The sequence below is a fragment of the Nioella aestuarii genome, from assembly GCF_050896395.1.
Taxonomy (GTDB): domain Bacteria; phylum Pseudomonadota; class Alphaproteobacteria; order Rhodobacterales; family Rhodobacteraceae; genus Nioella; species Nioella aestuarii.
The window spans coordinates 1-20,738 of the sequence record NZ_JBPBBA010000033.1 but is presented as its reverse complement, the minus strand read 5'-3'; the positions used below and the strand labels follow the sequence as shown (position 1 = coordinate 20,738).

Annotated in this window: 15 protein-coding genes; 9 read left to right on the top strand and 6 right to left on the bottom strand. The window is 61.5% G+C overall.

The genetic code is table 11. From position 1 onward, the window contains the following. Positions 1-78 precede the first annotated feature (78 nt). The 3 genes from ACROHD_RS16195 to ACROHD_RS16185 all read right to left on the bottom strand — a co-directional run bounded on the left by ACROHD_RS16195 (position 79) and on the right by ACROHD_RS16185 (position 9,289). Positions 79-879 (bottom strand): inositol monophosphatase family protein, encoded by an 801-nt coding sequence (locus ACROHD_RS16195; protein ID WP_432679340.1) that lies wholly within the window; start codon positions 877-879, stop codon positions 79-81. 144 nt (positions 880-1,023) lie between these two features. After that, the gene (locus ACROHD_RS16190; protein ID WP_432679338.1) at positions 1,024-8,100 is read right to left on the bottom strand and encodes a choice-of-anchor L domain-containing protein; all 7,077 of its coding nucleotides are present in this window, start codon (positions 8,098-8,100) and stop codon (positions 1,024-1,026) included. Between the two features lie 280 nt (positions 8,101-8,380). Continuing rightward, positions 8,381-9,289 (bottom strand): LysR family transcriptional regulator, encoded by a 909-nt coding sequence (locus tag ACROHD_RS16185; RefSeq protein ID WP_432679336.1) that lies wholly within the window; start codon positions 9,287-9,289, stop codon positions 8,381-8,383. Positions 9,290-9,385: 96 nt separating this feature from the next. On the opposite strand from ACROHD_RS16185, the gene metF reads away from it, so the two are divergent. The 8 genes from metF (at position 9,386) to ACROHD_RS16145 (ending at position 16,510) form a co-directional block, all read left to right on the top strand. Next, positions 9,386-10,258, top strand: coding sequence for a methylenetetrahydrofolate reductase [NAD(P)H] (gene metF / locus ACROHD_RS16180; protein ID WP_432679334.1), 873 nt, complete (start codon positions 9,386-9,388; stop codon positions 10,256-10,258). A gap of 130 nt (positions 10,259-10,388) precedes the next feature. Continuing rightward, the gene (locus tag ACROHD_RS16175) at positions 10,389-10,877 is read left to right on the top strand and encodes a PaaI family thioesterase (RefSeq protein WP_432679332.1); all 489 of its coding nucleotides are present in this window, start codon (positions 10,389-10,391) and stop codon (positions 10,875-10,877) included. A 192-nt stretch (positions 10,878-11,069) separates the two neighbouring features. Continuing rightward, positions 11,070-12,272, top strand: a complete 1,203-nt coding sequence (locus ACROHD_RS16170; RefSeq protein ID WP_432679330.1) for an aspartate aminotransferase family protein — start codon at positions 11,070-11,072, stop codon at positions 12,270-12,272. Positions 12,273-12,369: 97 nt separating this feature from the next. Then, on the top strand, positions 12,370-13,296 hold the full coding sequence (argF, locus tag ACROHD_RS16165; RefSeq protein ID WP_432679328.1) for an ornithine carbamoyltransferase: 927 nt from the start codon (positions 12,370-12,372) through the stop codon (positions 13,294-13,296). A 182-nt stretch (positions 13,297-13,478) separates the two neighbouring features. Then, on the top strand, positions 13,479-14,429 hold the full coding sequence (locus ACROHD_RS16160) for an alpha/beta hydrolase (RefSeq protein WP_432679326.1): 951 nt from the start codon (positions 13,479-13,481) through the stop codon (positions 14,427-14,429). Between the two features lie 32 nt (positions 14,430-14,461). Next, entirely contained in the window at positions 14,462-14,914 is a 453-nt protein-coding gene (locus tag ACROHD_RS16155; RefSeq protein WP_432679324.1) for a c-type cytochrome, read from the top strand. A gap of 32 nt (positions 14,915-14,946) precedes the next feature. Then, positions 14,947-15,843, top strand: a complete 897-nt coding sequence (locus ACROHD_RS16150; RefSeq protein ID WP_432679322.1) for a DMT family transporter — start codon at positions 14,947-14,949, stop codon at positions 15,841-15,843. A gap of 82 nt (positions 15,844-15,925) precedes the next feature. Beyond that, positions 15,926-16,510 (top strand): GcrA family cell cycle regulator, encoded by a 585-nt coding sequence (locus tag ACROHD_RS16145; protein ID WP_432679320.1) that lies wholly within the window; start codon positions 15,926-15,928, stop codon positions 16,508-16,510. A gap of 117 nt (positions 16,511-16,627) precedes the next feature. On the opposite strand, the gene ACROHD_RS16140 is transcribed toward ACROHD_RS16145, so the two are convergent. The 3 genes from ACROHD_RS16140 to ACROHD_RS16130 form a co-directional block, all read right to left on the bottom strand. Next, complete coding sequence (locus tag ACROHD_RS16140; protein WP_432679318.1) at positions 16,628-17,107, bottom strand: transglycosylase SLT domain-containing protein; 480 nt, start codon at positions 17,105-17,107, stop codon at positions 16,628-16,630. 2 nt (positions 17,108-17,109) lie between these two features. Then, positions 17,110-19,080: an AsmA family protein gene (locus ACROHD_RS16135; RefSeq protein WP_432679316.1), complete on the bottom strand. Its 1,971-nt coding sequence runs from the start codon at positions 19,078-19,080 to the stop codon at positions 17,110-17,112. Between the two features lie 156 nt (positions 19,081-19,236). Beyond that, positions 19,237-19,539 (bottom strand): DUF4389 domain-containing protein, encoded by a 303-nt coding sequence (locus ACROHD_RS16130; protein WP_432679314.1) that lies wholly within the window; start codon positions 19,537-19,539, stop codon positions 19,237-19,239. 133 nt (positions 19,540-19,672) lie between these two features. Between ACROHD_RS16130 and ACROHD_RS16125 the strand changes: the two genes are divergently transcribed. Beyond that, the coding region (locus ACROHD_RS16125) for a hypothetical protein (RefSeq protein WP_432679312.1) at positions 19,673-20,738 on the top strand (1,066 nt) is incomplete at its 3' end.

Below are 20,738 nucleotides of genomic sequence, written 5' to 3'. Positions count from 1 at the left end.
CATCCCCTCGGAATCATCCAAGCGTGAGAATGCCTTACGCCTATGTCAAAAGTTTGACCGGGTGTCCGACGCTTCGGGTCAGTCTTCGGACCGGTCGCGGATGACCTTGGCGAACTGATCGAAAATCGGCTCCGCGGCAGCCAGGACATGTCCGTCCTCCACCAGGTTCTGTCCCTCACGAATCGGCTGAACAATGGCGCCCGCCTCTTTCGCGATCAGCAGCCCGGCAGCGATGTCCCACGCATTCAGGCCGCGTTCCCAGTAGCCGTCATAGCGCCCCGCCGCCACATAAGCGAGATCGAGCGCTGCCGCCCCCCACCGGCGCACGCCGGCACAAGCGGGCATCAATCGCGCCAGGTCCTGCAGCGTCGCGGGAAGGTATTTGCCGCCACCGAAAGGGACGCCCGTTGCAAACACGCATTCGATCATCCGGTTACGACCGGACACCCGCAGGCGCTGTGAGTCGTTCAGCCAGGCGCCGGCACCTTTTTCGGCATAAAACATCTCGTCCTTGGCCGCGTCAAAGACAACGCCCGCGACGATCTCACCCTTGTGTTCCAGCGCGATGGATACCGCCCAATGCGGCATCCCGTGCAAGAAGTTGGTGGTTCCATCCAGCGGGTCCACGATCCAGCGACGGGTCGGATCGGTGCCCTCGGTGACGCCGGTTTCCTCGCCAAGCCAACCATAGTTGGGGCGGGCCGTCAGCAGTTCCTCGCGCAGAATGTTTTCCGCCGCCATATCGGCCTTGGACACGAAGTCGCCCGGTCCCTTGGAGCTGACCTGAAGGTTCTCGACCTCTCGGAAATCCTTAACCAAGCTGCGGCCTGCCTTGCGGGCAGCCTTGATCATGATGTTGAGATTTGCGCTGCCCTGCATGGCGTGTTCCTCGGCTAGACGAAAGCGGCGTATACCCCTAGTCCGCGCCAAAGGAAAGTTGGGAAGTACAGTTTTTCTGGCACCACAAGGCTGCCGCACCCCGAACCGGCCGGAGCGTGGTGCAATCAGATCAGACCAGACGGTTCAGGACGCCCGCGCATGGCCGCTTTTCGCCATGGCCCGGATATCACGCCCAAGCAGATAGTCGCGGGCGGGAGGACCATAACGGTCGGCACAGCCGTCTTCCCCAAAGGCCACATGGGCCAGTTCCGGGAACAGCGTCAGCAGTTCAGCCATTGCATCGGGCTCAATGGATTTCAGCGCCTGCGGGCCGGGATAGAACGCCTCGGTCCGCGCCCCTTCTGCAAACACGATCTCGTGCTGGTCGAACATGATGTGGACATAGGTCACTTCTTCGCAATTCCGGTCTATCCGCGCGATCTGCCCGCCATAAAGCTCCGCTGCGTGCTTGGCCCGGATCAGTCGCTCGCCGGTATCTGTCTTCATGACAAACCCGTGCTGCGGAGAGACCAGCATCCTGCGGTCATTGCCGAAGGCGCCTTTGCGGATCACCACGGGCTTCAGCTCAGGCTGAGCCTCAAGCTCTTCACCCGTCAGCGTGCGGCTACCCACCCACCGAACCGGCTGAAAACCGTTATCGGCGGTCAGTACTTTATCACCGGGGCGAATGTCCTCGACCGGGCGTTCACCGTCGGCGGTGATAATCATCGCGCCGGGGGTGAAGCAGGGAATACCAATGGCAAAAAGCTCGGGGATCGTGTCGACCTGGGAGGGTGCAACGCCTTCCAGCGTGATGCTCTCCCCACCGGGGAAGGTCAGGATTGCATCACCGCTGCCATCGCCATTGGTGTCGGTCACCACAACGTCCCAGCCCGTCACGGGGGTAGAGCCATCCGTGGTCAGCCCCGTCACGTCAAGCTGGTCGAAGGTGTGGCCATCGCCCCGATCACCCATGTCGAAGCCGGAAACGACATCGCTGCCACCACCATCACCAAGCGTCAGCGTGTCTTCACCACCGCCAAGGATCAGGTTCTCGAACTCTTCCGCAGCCAGAGTGTCGGTGCCATCGGTGATGGTCACCTTCTCCGGGTTCACGTTGGTCAGGTCGATGACTGTATCAACGGTGAGGTTGCTCAGGTCGAGCGTGTCGCCATCGGTCTCATCGGTTTCGCCACCAGACAGGAAGTCACTGCCGAAGCCGTCCTCAACGATCACCGTATCATCACCGCCTTCGCCAAAGACCTGATCGTTCCCGGTGCCCGCATAAACCAGGTCATCATCGGCGCCCGCGAAGATGGAATCGTCCCCTTCGCCGCCAATCAGTGTGTCGTCAAAGCTGTCGCCGATAAGGGTATCATTGCCGATACCACCGTCGATGCTGTCGGCCCCGCCGGTTACGAAAGCATCGTCGCCATCGAGGCTGTCATTGCCAGCGCCACCAAGGATCGTGTCGGCGCCGTCCTGACCGAACACCGTGTCATCGCCAAGCCCGGCCACGACCGAGTCATCGCCCGCGTCAGCCAGCACGCTATCATCGTTGCTGCCATCGGAATGGTCCAGCGCGTCGATCATGTCGCCTTCGGGATCGCCGGTATAACCCGCGTCGATCGTGTCCGACCCGGAGGTTCCTTCGACAATGAAATCGCGCCCGTCAGGGATGCCGATCGCAACCAGTTCGCTGACCCCGTCTACCTGGCTGGGGGCGACGCCCACAAGGGTGATGCTTTCGCCGCCTGGGAAGCTAAGCACTGCGTTGCCGAAGCCATCGTCGCTGACCGTCACGTCATTGGTTGTGACCGGTGTGGTGCCGCCATCCGAGGTCAGGCCGCTGACATCCAGCTGATCCTGCCCGGTATAGGTGCCATTGCCATTGTCGATCGGTGCTTCAAACTGCTGAACGATGTCAGATCCGTCGCCATCCGAGAGAACCACGACATCCTGTGCACCATCGTTTGCACCAAGCGCGAAGATGTCGTCGCCCTGCCCGCCTGCAACGGTGTCAGCGCCCGCGCCGGTGGCGACGCTGTCATTGCCGGAAGATCCCGTGACGCTGTCACTGCCAGACCCAAGCACCACGCTCTCGATCTCGGTAAAGTCAACCACGTCGCCCGCAGTGGTGGAGGTCAGGCGACCGCTTTCATTATCCGCCGCACCGTTGGCCGAGAGGTCCAGCTCCAGATCCGCACCAATCCAGGAGGCATCCAGAACGTCAGCATCGACGCCACCTTCGCCACCTGCAATGGTATCGGCGCCATAGCCGTCGAATACCATGACGGTGTCGGCATCATCGCCACCCAGAATGCTGTCACCGCCGCCCGCGCCGCTGATCAGGTCGTCGCCGGTGCCACCATCCAGCGTGTCGGTGCCGGTGCCGCCGTTGATCGTATCATTGCCGCTGCCCCCGGTGACGAAGTCATCGCCCGCGCCCGCTGCGATGCTGTCGTCATCCGCACCACCGTCGATGCTGTCATTGCCGCCCTGACCGTTGATCAGATCATTGCCAGCCCCGCCAAGGATGGTATCCGCACCAGCGTCATTGCCACCCCAAACCGTGTCGTTCCCGTCGCCTGCGACGACGCTGTCATCGCCACCACCCGCCTCGATACTGTCATTGTTCGATCCGTCGGAATGGTCGTTGGCATCGACCCTGTCGCCTTCGGGGTCGCCGATGTAGCCAGCGTCGATCGTGTCCGCGCCGGATGTGCCCTCGACAATGAAATCAGGGGCAGGCGGAATGCCGATGGACACAAGGTCGGCCTGGGTGGCCAGCTGGCTAGGGGCAACACCCACAAGCGTGATGCTTTCGCCGCCGGGGAAGCTCAGCAGCGCATTTCCGTTGCCGTCATCACTGACGGTAACATCGCCCGCATGGACCGGTGTCGTGCCCCAGTCAGAGGTCAGGCCCGACACATCCAACTGGTCGTTGGTCGTGCCATCACCGCTATCGGTCATGTCAAAGGCTTGGACTGCATCAGCACCGCTGAAATCGGCCAGCTGGATCGTATCGCGCCCGCCGCCAAGAATGATATTCTCGATCTCGTTGAACTGGGCGGTAGAGATGCCGTCGCTGAACGTGCCCGTCTCGGGGTTGGAACCGGTCAGGTCAATCGTCAGGTCGTCGGTGACAAGGCTGAGGTCCAGAACGTCGCCAGTGACCTCGTTTATGCCTTCCGCTTCGATCGTGTCATTGCCAAAATCGTTCTCGATGCGGATCGTATCGTCATTGAAGCCGGACCAGATATAGTCGTCACCGGTGCCGCCCCACATTTCGTCATTGCCGACACTGCCGCGCAGCCAGTCATCGCCCGCGCCACCAAGAATGGTGTCGTCGCCATCATTGCCGCTGATCGAGTCGTTGTCGTCACCGCCTTCTATGCGGTCTGCGCCAAGACCCCCGTCAATCGTGTCATCGCCCGCGCCGCCAAGGATCGTGTCATTGTCTTCATCGCCATAGAGATCGTCCGCGCCATCGCCGCCGTCGATTGAATCCTCGCCTGTTCCGCCGCGAATGGTGTCGGCCCCAGTGCCGCCCGCGACCGTGTCATTGCCGGTATCGGCCAGAACCGAGTCATCGCCCGCCCACGCAAGAACGGAATCGTCGCCGGCCCCGGCCTCGATCACGTCATCGTTCGATCCGTCCGCTGCGTCGCCCGCATCGACCAGGTCCCCTTCGGGGTCGCCCATATAGCCCGCGTCGATCGTGTCCCCGCCGGAGGTTCCCTCGACGATGAAGTCCCGCCCGTCGGGGATACCGATGGACACAAGGGCGTCCACCGAATTCAACTGGTTCGGCGCGACGCCCACAAGCGTGATGCTTTCACCGCCGGGGAAAGACAGAACCGCATTGCCGTTGCCGTCATCGCCAACAGTTACGTCGGTCGTCGTCACCGGAGTGGAGCCGCCGTCAGAGGTCAGACCACTGACATCCAGCTGATCGTTGGAGGTGCCATCGCCGCTATCGGTCAGGTCGAAGGACTGAACGCTATCCGCGCCAGAGCCATCGGACAGAACAACCGTATCGCGCCCACCACCCAGAATGATGTTCTCGATCTCCGTGAATGTCGCCGTGTCGGTCCCGTCGCTGACCGTTCCCGCCTCGGGATCGGACGAGGTCAGGTCAACGGTGACACCCGTGGTCGTGGCGCTCAGATCCAGCGTGTCGCCATCGGCTTCGGTGGTTTCGCCGCCAAAGATCGTGTCATTGCCGAACCCGTCGGACAGCGCGATTGTGTCGTCGCCATCCTCGCCCATGATCCGGTCCGCATCTGCGCCACCATCGACGGAATCGTCGCCGCCGCCTGCCCAGATGGTGTCGTCGCCTGCCCCGCCATCAATGATGTTGGCACCGGTGTGGTTGGACCCGCTGATATCGTCGATCAGGTCATTGCCACCGCCACCGGACACGACATCGTCGCCGGTGCCCATGAGAATCGTGTCATTGCCAATGCCGCCATCCAGCGTGTCGGCACCCGCGCCACCCACGATCGAGTCCGCGCCATCCTGGCCGTAGATCGCATCGGAATCCGCACCGCCATCGAGCACGTCATCGCCCGCGCCACCTTCGATCGTATCGGATCCGGCATCGCCGGAAACCGTATCGGATCCGGCCCCTGCAAGAACCGAGTCATCGCCCGCGCCCGCCTCGATGGAATCATCGTTGGACCCGTCGGAATGGTCGGAGTTGTCGACCATGTCGCCTTCTGGGTCACCTGCATAGCCCGCGTCGATCGTGTCCGCGCCGGAGGTCCCCTCAACGATGTAGTCCCGCCCGTCGGGGATACCGATGGCCACGAGGTCATCAACCGTGGAGAGGTTCAGCGGATTGACGCCTTCCAGCGTGATGCTTTCAGCGCCGGGGAAGGTCAGAACCGCGTTTCCATAGGGGTCGCTGCTGACCGTGACATCGGTCGTGGTCACAGGCGTGGTGCCACCGTCCGAGGTCAGACGCGACACGTCGAGCTGATCGACCGCCGTGCCATCGCCAGAGTCAGAGATATTGAAGCCGGATAGTGCATCCTGTCCGCCACCATCGGCCAGAACAACCGTGTCGCGCCCGGCGCTAAGTACGATATTCTCGATCTCGGAGAACTGGGTTGCCCCCCCTGCCGAGCCGTTCTCAGAAACGCTGCCTGCCTCGGGGTCATTCGCTGTCAGGTCCAGCTGCACGCCCGCCGTGACCGCCGACATGTCCAGCGTGTCGCCATTGGTTTCGCCGGTTTCGCCGCCAGTGATCGTGTCTGCGCCGAACCCGTTGGACAGGGCAATGGTGTCATCCCCGCCATTGCCGTAGATCACGTCGTCGCCGGTGCCGCCGTCGATGGAATCGCCCGACAGGTCCTCGGCCGGGGCGCCCGGGGTGACGGTGCCGACCACGTTATCGACCAGCAATTCGCCGCCTGAAGAACTGGCCGGCTGGACGATCTCGATGGTGATCGCCTGCCCATTCAGCGCCGGGTTTTCGACTGTTGAGTCGACGGAAACATTGGTCAGCGCGTTGATGTTGCCGGTGCTGCCGCTGGTGGTGCCGATCAGGGTCGTACCGGCGTAGATGTTGATCTGATAGGGAACGTCGCCGCTGTAGCTGTAGTTGCCATCGCCCACATCGACCGAGAAGGAATAGGTGTCGCCCGCAGTGTAGGTCTGCGACAGGGTCTGCGAGATTGCGACCGTGCTCGACCCGCCGCTTTGATAAAGATAGGCGACATCGGTGCCGTCGATGGTGCCATTGTCCACCTCGGACGAGGTTGGGTTGTAATCCCCGGCCTGCCCCGACCCGGTGACCGAGACGGACCAGCCGGGAATGCCCTGAGAATAGGAGCCGTTCGAATGGCTGGTCTGCTCGAAGCTGCTGTTGCTGATGGTGAGCGGTTGCGGAGTGGCTGTCAGCGAAGGGTCGTGCCCGCCGCTGATCGTGTCATTGCCGCTTCCGCCCAGAAGCGTGTCGCTGCCCTCTCCGCCTGCGACCACGTCGTCGCCGCTGCCCGCCTCGACGATGTCGTCGCCCGCGCCCGATTGCACGGTGTCGTCGCCGCCAAAGGCCTGGATGTAGTCATCGTCGCCGGTGGTGCCACCCACGCCGATGGCATCATTGGCATCGACCATGTCGCCCTCGGGGTCGCCGGTGAAGCTGCCGTCGATCACGTCGGCCCCGCCCGATCCCTCGACTATCCCGTCAAGCGGCGCGTCGGCCACGGTTTCGATGTTCACGTAGCCCACGTCAGTGGTGCCATCGCTGTTTTCGACCGTGTAGGTGAAGACCGTTTCACCAAGGTCACCATCGGTCTGGACCGACAGCGTGTAATCGTCATTCAGCGTCACGATCTCACCGGTGTTGAGTGTGACGGAATCCCCCGGAACCACGGCCTGCCCGTTGATTTCCGTGACGGTCAGCCCGTTGCCCGAAGAGTCGCGATCATTTTCCAGCACGTCGATCACGGCGGTGGTATTGGCCTCCAGCGTGACGTGATCCTCGAAGGCCAACGCCACGGTCTGGATGCTGTCAGCCGCGATCAGAACATTGGTGTCGTAGGCGTTGTCGCCGCCATCGGCGAGGCCGATCTTGATCGTATTGACTTCGCCCGGATTGACAGGCGCCTTGAACGACAGCGTCAGCGTGAAGCCGTCCATTTCGGTGTTGTAGGCGTCGAGACTGGCGGGATTGTCCACGTAGAGGTTGGAATTCGACGTGTCGTTCACCGTGTCGATGGACACCGTGTCACCAGAGCTTGTCAGCGGTACAAAACTGCCGTTCACCCAGACCCCGAGCGTGTCGTTGACGCCCAGATTCACGTATTCAAGATATTCCTCGGACGAGAACACGAACTGCATCGTGATATAGTCGTCATCGGGGATGAACGACGCTTCGAACACCACTGCGTCGCGCGTCGACACGGTCGATAGCGCGTCGAGATCTGCATCGCCTGCGCCACCGTGATTGGTAGAGGTGCCGGCGCTTGTGTTGGTGTTCGTGCCGGTGCCCGAGGTCGTGAAGTCGGTGACGTTCCCCGTCGAGAGGATCACACCGGAATCGCTTGGCACAACACCGCCGGACGTCGTTTCTCCACCCGTGTATGTTCCCGCCTGCCCGGTTGCGCCACTTAGCGTTGCAGAGACAACCTGAATGCCATCCCCGAAAATACTGTCGGCAAGCGTTGTGGCGTCGGTCGTCGTGGTGACGTTCAGTTCAAGTGCGTCAGGCATATGTCAGGCCCCCGCACTGCGCGCAGAGGGCATTGCCGCTCAAAGGACGGACCACAGGAATGACAAAAGGGGAAAGCGCCCCAAGCGATACTCGGTGTTCGACCTGCATTGCACTGCTCTCAAATTCTTTTTCTGAGATTGTGCTAAAGCTCGAATGGGACGGATTTCAGGGAAGGCCCGGGCAATTTCCCGCTAAGAAAACGGCGATTGTTGGCGGGGTGTGAACAATATCCCGAAACTTGCCGAAAAGCTGACACATCCCCGCCTCATTTGACCGGTGTCAGCCACGCCTTTGCAGTTTCACAGGTTCCGTTCGGGCAAGTTTCAGGACATGCGCCATAAAAGGTTTTGTCGTTTCATCTGAGCGGGTTGCGCCATACATGCGCCGCGTCATGCCGGTTTCAGTCAGCGGGCGCGTGACGTAACTGGAATTGTTTCTTTGTTCACGCACCACCCAGTCGGGCAGCACCGTCACCCCGCGATTGGACGCGACCAGCAGCAAAATCACCGCCGACAACTCTACCTGCCGCACCGCCCGGGGCTCCACCCCCGCAGGTTTCAAGAACTGGCTGAACACATCCAGGCGGGTGCGTTCCATCGGGTAGGTGATCAGCAGCTCATCCTCGAAATCTTCTGGCACGATAAAGGGCTTGGCAGCCAGCGGATGTTCAGACGAGGCGACAAAGACCGGCTCGTAGTCAAAAAGTGGCGTGAAATCGACGCCCGGCAGATCCTCCGGATCGGACGAGATCACGAGGTCCACCTCCTCGCGCATCAACGCAGGCAGGGCATCGAATTGCAGGCCCGGGCGGATATCCACGTCAACATCCGGCCATGCCACCCGGAACCGCTCCAACACTGGCAGGAGCCATTCGAAACAGGCATGACACTCAATCGCGATGTGCAATCTCCCCGTCTTACCCTGCTGCATGGCACGGAATTCTTCTTCCATCGCAGCAACTTGCGGCAAGACCTGCTCGGCCAGACGCAACATCCGCAAACCGGCGGGGCTCAACTTCATCGGCTTCGACCGGCGCACGAACAGCTCCATCCCCGCCTGGTCTTCGAGCCCCTTGATCTGATGGGACAGCGCGCTTTGGGTGATGTGCAGCCGGTCGGCTGCCTTTGCCAGCCCCCCTTCGTCATGGATGGCCTTGATGGTGCGCAGATGGCGAAATTCAATGTGCATTAGTCGGGCTCATGTTCATGATGAATGTTATGAGTTTGTCTCAGCATTCTATCCATGTCACATCCTTGTGCAACAGCATCGAGGATGTAGCCCAAAATGACCCTGCCGACCCCCAATGTTTCCTTCGAGTTCTTTCCCCCGCAATCGCTGGAGGCATCCTTTCGCCTGTGGGAGACGCTCGGCACTCTTGCACCGCTGGCCCCCCAATTCGTGTCCGTGACCTATGGCGCCGGCGGCACAACCCGTGACCTGACCCACGACGCGGTCAAGACGATCCACGGCAACTACGGCGTACCCGTTGCTGCCCATCTGACCTGCGTCGACGCCACCCGCGAAGATACGCTGGCGATTGCAGACAGCTACGCCAAGGCCGGTGTGTCCCGCATTGTTGCGCTGCGTGGCGATCCGCCGAAAGGCGCAGATCGGTTTCAGCCCCACCCCGATGGCTTTGCCTCGTCCGTCGATCTGGTCGCGGCACTTGCAAAAACCGGGAATTTCGACATTGCAGTCGGTGCGTATCCAGAAGCACATCCCGAAGCCGCAGATCTCAGAGCCTGCGTAGACTATCTCAAGCGCAAGATGGATGCCGGGGCGACTACGGCCATCACCCAGTTCTTTTTCGAAGCCGACAGCTTCTTGCGCTTCCGCGATGCCTGCGCCGATGCAGGGATCACGGCGCGGCTCACCCCTGGCATCCTGCCGGTGAACAACTGGACCCGCGTGCGTAGCTTCGCCAGCCGCTGCGGCACCGTGGTCCCTTCCTGGCTGGACGACGCCTATGCCGCCGCCATCCGCGATGGACGCGAACAGCTTCTGTCCACCGCGCTTTGCGCCGAGCTTTGCACGGAATTGCTGGAAGAGGGCGTGGAAGACCTGCATTTCTACACGCTTAACAGCCCCGACCTGACCCGCGATGTCTGCGCCGCCCTAGGCGTCACACCGCGTGTCACCCTGGCAGAGGTCGCGTAACGCCCCACGGTCTTCCGCTGGACCACCTGAAAACGTTACGTCACCTCGCGCCGCCGCAGTCAGAGCAGGATTGCGGCGGCGCAAGCCAGACGGGCATCCTGTCCCGGACTTCAAATAGACCGGACTGATCATGCCCAACCCGATCTTCGCCGCCTCCCCTGCCGAACTTGCGGACCGCAACACGCTTCTGTCCATGTCCGGTCTGGCCTTTATGGAGGCTATGCGTGACGGACACCTCCCGAACCCGCCAATTGCGAAAACGCTCAACTATCGTGTGGACAGGGTGGAAGAGGGAAAGGTGGTCTTTCGCGGCACGCCGCTTTTTGATCACTGCAACCCGATGGGCACGGTGCATGGCGGCTGGTACGGGACGCTGCTCGACAGCTGCATGGCCTGTGCTGTGATGACCAAGGTGCCAAAAGGCTCGGTTTATACGACGCTTGAATACAAGGTGAACATCACCCGGCCCATTCCGCTCGGCACCGAGATCATCGCCGAGGGCATCGTGTCCCATTCGGGCCGGTCCACGGGTGTGGCCGAGGGCACAATTTTCGGCGTTGAGGACGGCAAGCTATACGCGACCGGCTCCACGACCTGCATAATCATGTCACTGTCCTGATCCGCAGGGAAAAATCTTCGAGAAGATTTTTCCCTCAGCACTTTTCCAACCCGAAAAATCTTCCCGAAGATTTTTCTGTGCCGCGAAAGGAAGAGTTTTCCCGAAAACTCTTCCGGCTCCCCCTGATTTCGTTGACTTCCCCGGGGCTTTGGGGCATGGCCGTTTCTTCAACTCACCCCCAAGGAGATCGCCATGATCACGCCGGTTCTTCCCAGCTATTCCCGTGCACCTCTCTCCTTCGTCAAGGGCGAAGGGGCCTGGCTCGTGGAAGCGGATGGCCGACGTTTTCTGGATCTCGGCGGCGGCATCGCGGTGACCGCGCTTGGCCATGCGCATCCGACGCTGGTCAAGGCGCTGACGGATCAGGCGAACGCGCTTTGGCACACCTCGAACCTCTACAATGTGCCCCAGCAGGAAGCCTTGGCGGAACGGCTGGTAGAGCACACCTTTGCCGACACCATGTTCTTCTGCAATTCCGGCACCGAGGCGGGAGAGCTGGCCGTCAAGATGGCGCGCAAATACTGGTACGAGAAGGGCCAGCCTGAACGCACAACCATCCTGACCTTCGAAGGGTCGTTCCATGGCCGCTCCATCGCCATGATCTCGGCCGCCGGGTCGGAGAAGCTGACCAAGGGGTTCGGCCCCTTGCTGCCCGGCTTCGTCACCCTTCCATTCGGCGACCACGACGCGCTGCGTGAAGCAGCCGCGCGCCCCGAGGTGGGCGCGATCATGGTCGAGCCGGTACAGGGCGAGGGCGGCATTCGCCCGCTGCCCGATGCCTGCCTCAAGGGTTTGCGTGATCTCTGCGACGAACATGGGCTTTTGCTGATCCTCGACGAGATCCAGTGCGGCATGGGCCGCACCGGCAAGCTCTTTGCCCATGAATGGGCGGGGATCACGCCCGACATCATGATGGTCGCCAAAGGCATTGGTGGGGGCTTCCCGCTCGGTGCGCTGCTGGCCACCGAAGAGGCGGCCTGCGGCATGACCCCGGGCACCCATGGCTCCACCTATGGAGGCAATCCGCTTGGCTGTGCCGTTGGCTGCGCCGTCGTGGATGAGATCACCAAGGACGGCTTTCTTGACGACGTGAACCGCCGCGCCGCTCTTCTGCGCCAAAGGCTGGAGGGCCTTGTCGCCGCCCACCCCGACATCTTCGCAGGTGTCCGGGGCGAGGGCTTCATCCTCGGCCTTATGTGCAAGGTGCCAAATATGGACGTGGTGAAGGCCGGATATGACCAGCTTGTGCTAACCGTTCCCGGCGGTGACAACGTCGTGCGCCTGCTGCCTTCGCTGCTCCTGACGGAAGATGAAATCAGCGAAGCGATGACCCGGCTGGATGCGGCCGCCACCGCGCTGGAAGGCTATTGCAATGCCCAAACGTCATTTTTTTGAGCCCGCCTATTTCGGCCACCGACGAGGATAGGGACAGGTTTTCACCCCTTCCCAATTCTCGGGGCCTCCACGTGGTGGCCCAAAACAAGGCACTGACATGAAACACTTTCTGGACATCAACACCACCGATCCCACCGACCTTCGGCACATGATCGACCACGCCCGCGAGATGAAAGACGCGCGCTATGGCCGCCCCAAGGGTACGCCCGATGACGAACAGCCATTGGCGGGCCACATGGTCGCCCTCATCTTCGAGAAGCCCTCGACCCGAACCCGCGTGTCCTTCGACGTGGGCGTTCGCCAAATGGGCGGTCAGACCATGGTCCTGTCGGGCAGCGACATGCAGCTTGGCCATGGCGAAACCATCGCCGATACCGCCCGCGTGCTCAGCCGCTATGTGGATCTGATCATGATCCGCACCTTCGAAGAGGCGACGCTGCTGGAAATGGCGGAATATGCGACCGTGCCCGTCATCAACGGGCTCACCAACCGCAGTCATCCCTGCCAGATCATGACCGACATTATGACCTTCGAGGAACATCGCGGACCGATCAAAGGCAAGAAGGTCACCTGGTGCGGCGATGGCAACAACGTCTTCGCCAGCTTCGCCCATGCGGCGGGGCAGTTCGGTTTTGACCTCACCTTTTCTGGCCCACCGCCGCTGGACCCTGAGCAGGTGTTCATCGACGAGGCCCGCGCACGCGGCGCCAAGGTAGAGATTGAGCGCAACCCGCAAAAGGCCGTCGAAGGTGCTGATCTGGTCGTCACCGATACCTGGGTGTCGATGCACGATCCGCAATCGGCGCGCGAACGGCGGCACAACCAGCTGCGCGGCTATCAGGTGAACGAGGCGCTGATGGCCCATGCCAAGCCTGACAGCCTGTTCATGCACTGCCTTCCCGCGCATCGCGATGACGAGGCCACCAGTGCCGTCATGGACGGCCCGCATTCGGTGATTTTCGACGAGGCCGAAAACCGCCTGCACGCCCAGAAGGCGATCATGCGCTGGTGTCTCGGCGTCTGACCCTCTTGACCGGGAGGGAGCGGAACCATCCTCCCGGTCACCCCATTTCGGGTTGCAATGCCAGAACTCAGAAACGATGCTGACGTGAATTTCATCAGTCAGGCGTTATGTCCATGAAGCATTTCATAGTTACTCTGTTTCTTTTTTTTCTGGCTTCCCAAGCCGTTGCAACCCCGGTCGATGTGACTGTTCAAGGACCCGCGGGGCAGCTGGCCGGAACCATTGCAATCCCACAGTCCCAATCCCATACCGCTGCGCTGATCCTGCCCGGCTCTGGCCCGACCGACCGCAATGGCAACAATCCTCTGGGCCTATTCGCGGCAAGCTACAGGTTGCTGGCGGAGGATCTGGCTGCTGAAGGGATAACAACTCTGCGCTTTGACAAACGGGGAATTGGTGCGAGCCAGGGCGACCCCAACGACGTGACTCTTTCGGAATACGCCGAGGATGCCACCGCCTGGATTGCAGAGCTTCGCCGCCAGACCGAACGGGACTGTGTCTGGCTACTGGGCCATTCAGAGGGGGCAATCATCGCCACAATGCTGGCCGAACGGGATGATGTCTGCGGCATCGCACTTATCGCCGCGCCGGGGCGCAATGTCGGTGATCTCTTCCGCGAGCAGGTTGCCTCTCAGCCCCTTATCGCGCCTTCGGCAGAAGCGTTCGATATCGCGCTAGAGGAATTCGCAGCCGGTGGCACCCCCGACCTCTCTGGCTTGCACCCGGGCCTTCACGCGCTTTTTGCACCGCAAACAGCACGCTACATGCGTGACCTGATCGCCGCTAATCCGGGAGACCTTCTGGCCGAGACGACATCCCCTGTGATCATCCTGCATGGCGATGGCGATGTGCAGGCCCCACCTTCCGAGGCAGCCCCGCTTGTCGCCGCGCGCCCGGATGCCGAGGCCCATGTTCTAAGCGGCATGACCCATGTCCTCAAACGCGCCATTCCCCGCAGTCAGGCGCCAAGCAATGAGGCCTTCACTCAGGCAAGCCTTGCCACCTATGCGGACCCGAATGCGCCCCTGCATGAAGAACTTGTGCCGCTGCTCACTCAGTTTATGATAGGCGGCCCTGCGCCCGAAACCCCCGCTGCGCAGCCCTCAGAACCGGTGCAATCCGAATCCAAGTAAGCCGGACCGCCCAATAGAAAGGACACACCTCGATGCAGAAACTGACCCGTCTCAGCGCAACCCTCGGCCTGATCGCCTTGGCAACGGCTGCCCTTGCCCACCAGAACGTTCAGAATCCCGCCGTGCAAGCCCGGATGGACAACATGACCGCAATGGCCCGGCAGATGGAAGTGATCGGAAATATGGCACGGGGTCAGGCCGCGTTCGATGCAGAAGCCGCAAACGCCGCGCTTGGCATGATTTCAGGGCAGGCCAATCAGGTCATAGATCTCTTCGAGGCCCCGGAAACCGATCCGCAATCCGAAGCGCGGGCTGGCATTTGGGATAACTTCACAAATTTCAGCAGCCTGGCGCAGGAGCTCGAGCTGTTGACGGCTGAACTGTCCGGCACGATTGAAGATCAATCCACGCTGGTTCATGCACTGCGTCGCGTGGGGGCATCCTGCAGCGGCTGTCACGAGGATTACCGCATCAATCGCGATTGACATTTGTCTCGAGCGGGCGCACCGACTGCGTCATGACGCCCGCCCACAATCCGCCTCTTGCCGTCGCTTTCATGCTGACCGCCACGCTCTTCATTGCGGGGTCAATGTTGATGGCGAAGCTTCTTGGAACAGACACGCTAGGCCCGCCGCTGCACCCGCTTCAGATCAGCCACGGGCGGTTCCTTTTTGCGTTTATCCTGATCGGCGGCACCGTGGCGCTCATGCGCCCGACTCTGTCCCTTGCAAACCTGCCCATCCATGTCGGGCGGACGCTTTGTGGCTGGGCTGGCGTGTCACTGATGTTTGCCGCCGTGGCCTTCATTCCCATGGCCGATGCCACCGCGATCAGCTTTCTCAACCCGGTCTTCGGCATGATGCTGGCAATCCCGCTTCTGGGGGAACGCGTGGGTCGCATCCGCTGGTCCGCCGCAGCGATTGCCCTTGTGGGGGCGCTGGTGCTGTTGCGTCCGACCCCCGACAGCTTTCAGCCCGCTGCCCTTCTGGCACTAGGGGCGGCGATGACGCTCGGGCTTGAACTCATTTTCATCAAGAAACTCTCGGGCCGAGAACGCCCTCTCTCGATTCTCTTCATTAACAATGCGCTTGGCCTTATCGTGGCCAGCGTCGCTGTTCTGTTCGTTTGGCAGATGCCCACGCCTGCGCAATGGGCGGCACTCGTCGGTGTAGGCGGCACCATGGCCTGTGCACAGGCTTGTTTCGTCAATGCCGTGGCACGGGCGGACGCAAGCTTCATCACGCCCTTCTCCTATCTCACACTTGTGGTCGCGGCGGTTTACGATTTGCTCATCTTCGGCGTGCAGCCGGACTCCGTCAGCATCACTGGGGCGGGCATCATCATCGGGGGCGCTGCCCTGCTGGCCTGGCGCGAGGCGCGACGCGCCAAACCACAGCCAATCACGCAAGAATAACACGCGCCGGGCCTTCCCTTCCGGTCCGGGGACACATATAACTAAACGCTGCACTTGGGGCTAAGGATCAGGAGGGACACAGATGTCCTGGACCGACGAGCGGGTCGAACTTCTCAAGAAGATGTGGAGCGAGGGTCAATCGGCCTCTCAAATCGCCAAGGAACTGGGCGGCGTGACCCGGAATGCCGTGATCGGCAAGGTTCATCGCCTTGGCTTGTCCAACCGCACTACCGGCAGCAGCAAACCAGCTGCTCCTGCGAAAGAGGCCGCGCCAAAGCCCGCGCCAAAACCCGCCGAGCCAGCCCCAAAGCCGGAACCCGCCAAGACCGAAAAAGCGGAACCAGCGCCCGAGCCCGTCGCACGCCCCAGCAACGTCACGCCGCTGCGCAAGCCAATCGTGCCCGCAGGACAGCCCCTGCCGCCGCAGCCGTCGGCCAATGAAATCAGCCCCGAGGCACTGGCCAAGGTGCGCGAAGTGGAAAATCACGCCAAGCGCATCAGCCTGATGGAGCTAACGGAACGCACCTGCAAATGGCCGATCGGTGATCCTGCCACAGATGATTTCTATTTCTGCGGATTGCCGGTGCAGCAGGGCAAACCCTATTGCGAGGCGCATGTGGGCGTGGCCTTCCAGCCGATGTCTTCGCGCCGGGACCGCCGCCGCTGATCGCGGCAAGAAAATTCTTCCCGAAGAATTTTCAGATCCGCAAAGCAGGGAAGAGTTTTCCAGAAAACTCTTCCCTAAAAACGATAGAAGAATTTTCCAGAAAATTCTTCTTCGTTTTCATCTGCATCCCCGCATCTCGCGTTCCGCCAACCCGGTTTCCACCAACATGCATCGGTCCCGAGCCTCGTAATAGTAGCCACGGGCATAGCGCATGATGGCACCATCGAAATCGCCACCAGACAACAGATACGCCCCGCGCAGATATTTCACGCCCCACCGGAGATTCTGATCCGGATCCAGTAGTTCGGAGGCCGGGCCGCGATGGCCCATCGTGCGGGCCGTTTCCGGCAGCATCTGCAAAAGCCCATAGTATGGACCCGCACGCAGATGCGGGCGATAGTCGCTTTCCCGGTCAATCAGCCGGTGGATCAGCTCCGCCGGCACATCATAATGATCCGCGTACTGATTGATCAGCCGCCGCAATTCCGGGGTTTCATTTGGGTATAGCGGCGGCTCTCCCCGCCGTGTTGCAGGCTCGTCCCGAGCACCGCCACAAGCCGTCAGGAACAAAAGCAGCCCGACCATCATCCACCGCATGATCAATTCCCTCCGAGCAGGCGTTCCAATTGCCGTGCGGCTTCATCGCGCAATCGGTCTTCCAGCGCGTCCTGCGCTGCCTCCTCAACCGATTGTCCCTCCTCCAGTTCAATACCCAGAGCGTCGGCCGCCGCCTCTGTCGCGCGCTCCTCGAGTGCGTCGATTTCCTCCTCCAATTCCTGTCGGGCCAACGCCTCCAGGTCGAGGCTGAAACTCAGGTCATCCCAAGGGCCGGATATGCGCAGCGGCACACGGACCCCGCCGTCTTCGCCCTCACCATAAAGCACCCGTGGCACCACGGTATAATCCAGCACCTGCTGACCCAAGCCGACCGTGCCCGCCCCCGTCAGCTCCCCAAAGGGAGCCGACATTAGCAGATCCTCATTACTGACCTCACCTCCATCCATGGTGAAGCTGGCGGTGATGCTGTTATAGACGGTTCGCTGACCTTCCCCTCGATAAGAGGTATCAAAGTTGCGGATCATTCCGCCGATGTCGAGGCCAAGGATTGCCCCTTGCCCGAAGTTGATGGACCCGGACCCATCCAGCGAGTTCATCAGAGCGTTCAGGTTGTTGCCAACCAGAAGAAAGCTCAGCTCCGCATTCCCTGTCCCCTCCAGCCTGTCCCAGCCCGCGAAATCTGAAAGCAGCGGGTTAAGCCGCACGCCCGCCACACTCAGATTGCCCCCCATCGACAAACCGCCGCGACCGTTGATCACGTATTGCCCGGTGATCGCTCCTTCATAGGCAGATACCTCGCGCAGGTCGAAGACCAGCCGCCCGGCAGTCAGGGTGGCGCGAAGGTCAAACGCGCCAAGCTGAAGAATACCAAGGTCCAAACCGGCTAGGGCCAGCGCCACCTCCGCATCCACCGCGTGCAGGCCGCTCACGTCGATCGGTTCCCGCGACCACCCCTGTGTTGCCGAAGCGGTTGCATCACCGCTATCTGCGCCCTCGGTCAGGCCCGAAAAATCCAGCGCTCCACCGGTCAGCACGGCCCGGATCATCGGGCGGTCCTCTCCAGGGATTACATCCACGCTGCCCGTCAGCGCATTGTCATCAAATGTAAATCGCGCCTCGCGCAGATGCGCGGAGCCTTCCGACGCCAGGGTAAAATCGCCCTCCATCGCCAGCCGGTCCCGGCCAAACCCCCGGGGCAGCTCTGGCGCGGTCTGCCCGGCCAGTGCCATCAGCGGCCCAAGGTCGGTTGAATCCAGCGCGACAGTGCCTTCCACACCCAGGGGCGACAGCCCAAGCCGCCCGTCAAACCCGGCTTCGCCACCCTCCCAGTTCAGCGCCAGCGTCACCGGGCGCAGATCCCCCTCCAGCAACGGGCCAATACCGTCGATCACCGCCTCCACGGACACTGTTGCGCCGTTCATGGCGCCGCTGCCTTCCAGCCGTGCCATGCCATCGGCAGAGGGCAACCGAAGCGTCAGGTTCAGCGAGTCGGCCTGCACCTCGGTTCCTGCCGCGTCATTACGAAACAGCAGCGATCCAGCTGAAATTTCAGCCACATCCAGACTGAACGCGGACAATCCACCCCCCGATCCGGCCGTTTCGTCAGCGTCATCAGCCACGCCTTCCCCATCCGAGAAATCCCAGCTGACCGCACCGTCGGCGCGGGTCACCAGGACGATTTCAGGGCGGACCACCTCAAACCGCTGTACCCGGACATTGCCCGACAAAAGCGCCCACAGATCGACCCCGATATTCAACCGCTCGGCGCGTAGCATGGGGCCGTCCTCAACCCAGGCCGGATTGCCGACCTCGATGCCTTCGGCGCGAACACCCAATGTCGGGTAAAGCGAGGGCCGGATATCGCCGGAAATGGCCAGCGTCCGGCCCGTGGCGCGTTCGAACTGGTCGCCGACAATAGCCCCGATGCGATCCGTCGGGATCAGGAACAACGTGCCGATGGCAACCACCACCAGCACCACGACCAGCCCGAGAAGCCGAAAGATCCACCGCATGCCCGCCACTCCTTGTCGCTTTGGCAAAAGCGTAGCGCGGCGGGCCGGGTCGGGACAGACCAAAAATGGAAAAGCCCCGCGCAGGCAAGGATTTGCGCGAAACGCGCTTATCTTTGATCTTCAGGCCCCTTTGGCCGCCGCCAATTCGCGTCGGCCCTAGTCCAGCTCGGTCCAGGGCCAGGGTTTCACATTGCTGGCAGCAGTTTGATAGCGCGCTGCCTTGGCGATCCAGACCCCCAGATCGGTGCCGAAATCGGCCAGCCGCTCATTGGGCTGCTTATTGATCAGAAGGATCACGAACTGGATGATCGTGGCCACCCCAAGAACCGTCTGCGCAAACTGGATCATGATCCAGATGAGGATCATGTAAAGCAGCCGCATCCCGATCGAATCCTCTTCGGCCTCGAACTGCTCGCCGTGAATGCGGCCCTGATATCTGTCGTCGTCGTCGCCGGTCATCTTGATCCCCGTCCAAACTGTCCTGACCCTAACACATGGGCAAGCCAAACGGCAGCGCAAGAGAGCAGCTAACAGCATTGCCGGGTGGCGTCCCCTTTGCCACAGTTGCCGGACCACGGGTAAGGGGTGATGCATGACATGGCTGTTCGATCTTCTGAGCGCATTTCTGACGGAACTGCGCGCGGCGTCGCTGATCAATCAGGTAATGAGCGTTCTTGGCTTCATCGGCCTGCTATCAGCGATCTTCATTTTTCCGGTGCGCCGGATGCGCCGCCGGGCGGAATCGACTCTGAACAAGATCGAACAGCTTCAGGGCCGCGCCGAAACGGCAGAGGCCGCCAACAAACGGCTGACGACCGAGCGGGATGCCGCACTGGTCCGTTTGCCGGAGGCATTCCTGACCGCCCATGCCACCGAAATGCGCGACCACAACGAGGAACGCGCCATGGCACTGGCGGAAAGCTATGTTGCTGAGCAGCAGGACGCTCTGTCGCTCGCCTTCCGCACCCGCATGGACGAGGCCATCCGCCAATCCCCGCAAGACGGAGCACCGGCCTTTGAAACCGCGCTCCTCTGGGCGCGGGCGGCCCAGGCACTCGACCCGCAAGACCGGCAACTGCTGATGCTGATCGAAGACCTGAAAAGCGCCGCCTCCGCTGCCACATCAGGTGCCCGCGTCAAACTGAAAGACGACGACAACCGCGCCAAACGGCTGGCCCGCAACGAACGCCTGCCAATGGATTTAGAGGCTCTGAGCACCGCCTATTTCACTGCCCTTAGTCAGGGGGAATTTCGGCTGATGCAGTTTCTGGCAGAGCATGGACAGACAATTGCCCGACGCCCCCCGTTTGGAGTGGGTTCTAAAGAACATCTCTTGTTCGCAAGGCACCGTGCGGAAGCCCTGTTCTTTCTAGAAAGAAACGACGAAGCACGATCCCTGCTCGCCTCTCTAACCGACTCCTTTTCAAGTGTTTTCGGGCCAGATGATCCGGAAACCTTGTATCTGCTCGAACTGATGGCCGAATGCCGGGTGAACGCCGGAGACGCCGGTGGGGCCCTGCCCGAAATCAGGGACTTGCTGAGACGACGAACTGAGATGCAGGGAACCCGACACCCTCATGTGTTGTCCAGCAGGCACTTGCTGGCCCAGTGTATGGTCAATTGTGGCGACGCAAGGGGAGCGCTAGAAGAAATCAAGG

Excerpts from the sequence above, each read along its gene's own strand:
- ACROHD_RS16195 (WP_432679340.1), bottom strand. The coding sequence starts at position 879 with ATGCAGGGCAGCGCAAATCTCAACATCATGATCAAGGCTGCCCGCAAG.
- ACROHD_RS16190 (WP_432679338.1), bottom strand. The coding sequence starts at position 8,100 with ATGCCTGACGCACTTGAACTGAACGTCACCACGACGACCGACGCCACA.
- ACROHD_RS16185 (WP_432679336.1), bottom strand. The coding sequence starts at position 9,289 with ATGCACATTGAATTTCGCCATCTGCGCACCATCAAGGCCATCCATGAC.
- metF (WP_432679334.1), top strand. The coding sequence starts at position 9,386 with ATGACCCTGCCGACCCCCAATGTTTCCTTCGAGTTCTTTCCCCCGCAA.
- ACROHD_RS16175 (WP_432679332.1), top strand. The coding sequence starts at position 10,389 with ATGCCCAACCCGATCTTCGCCGCCTCCCCTGCCGAACTTGCGGACCGC.
- ACROHD_RS16170 (WP_432679330.1), top strand. The coding sequence starts at position 11,070 with ATGATCACGCCGGTTCTTCCCAGCTATTCCCGTGCACCTCTCTCCTTC.
- argF (WP_432679328.1), top strand. The coding sequence starts at position 12,370 with ATGAAACACTTTCTGGACATCAACACCACCGATCCCACCGACCTTCGG.
- ACROHD_RS16155 (WP_432679324.1), top strand. The coding sequence starts at position 14,462 with ATGCAGAAACTGACCCGTCTCAGCGCAACCCTCGGCCTGATCGCCTTG.
- ACROHD_RS16150 (WP_432679322.1), top strand. The coding sequence starts at position 14,947 with ATGACGCCCGCCCACAATCCGCCTCTTGCCGTCGCTTTCATGCTGACC.
- ACROHD_RS16145 (WP_432679320.1), top strand. The coding sequence starts at position 15,926 with ATGTCCTGGACCGACGAGCGGGTCGAACTTCTCAAGAAGATGTGGAGC.
- ACROHD_RS16140 (WP_432679318.1), bottom strand. The coding sequence starts at position 17,107 with ATGCGGTGGATGATGGTCGGGCTGCTTTTGTTCCTGACGGCTTGTGGC.
- ACROHD_RS16135 (WP_432679316.1), bottom strand. The coding sequence starts at position 19,080 with ATGCGGTGGATCTTTCGGCTTCTCGGGCTGGTCGTGGTGCTGGTGGTG.
- ACROHD_RS16130 (WP_432679314.1), bottom strand. The coding sequence starts at position 19,539 with ATGACCGGCGACGACGACGACAGATATCAGGGCCGCATTCACGGCGAG.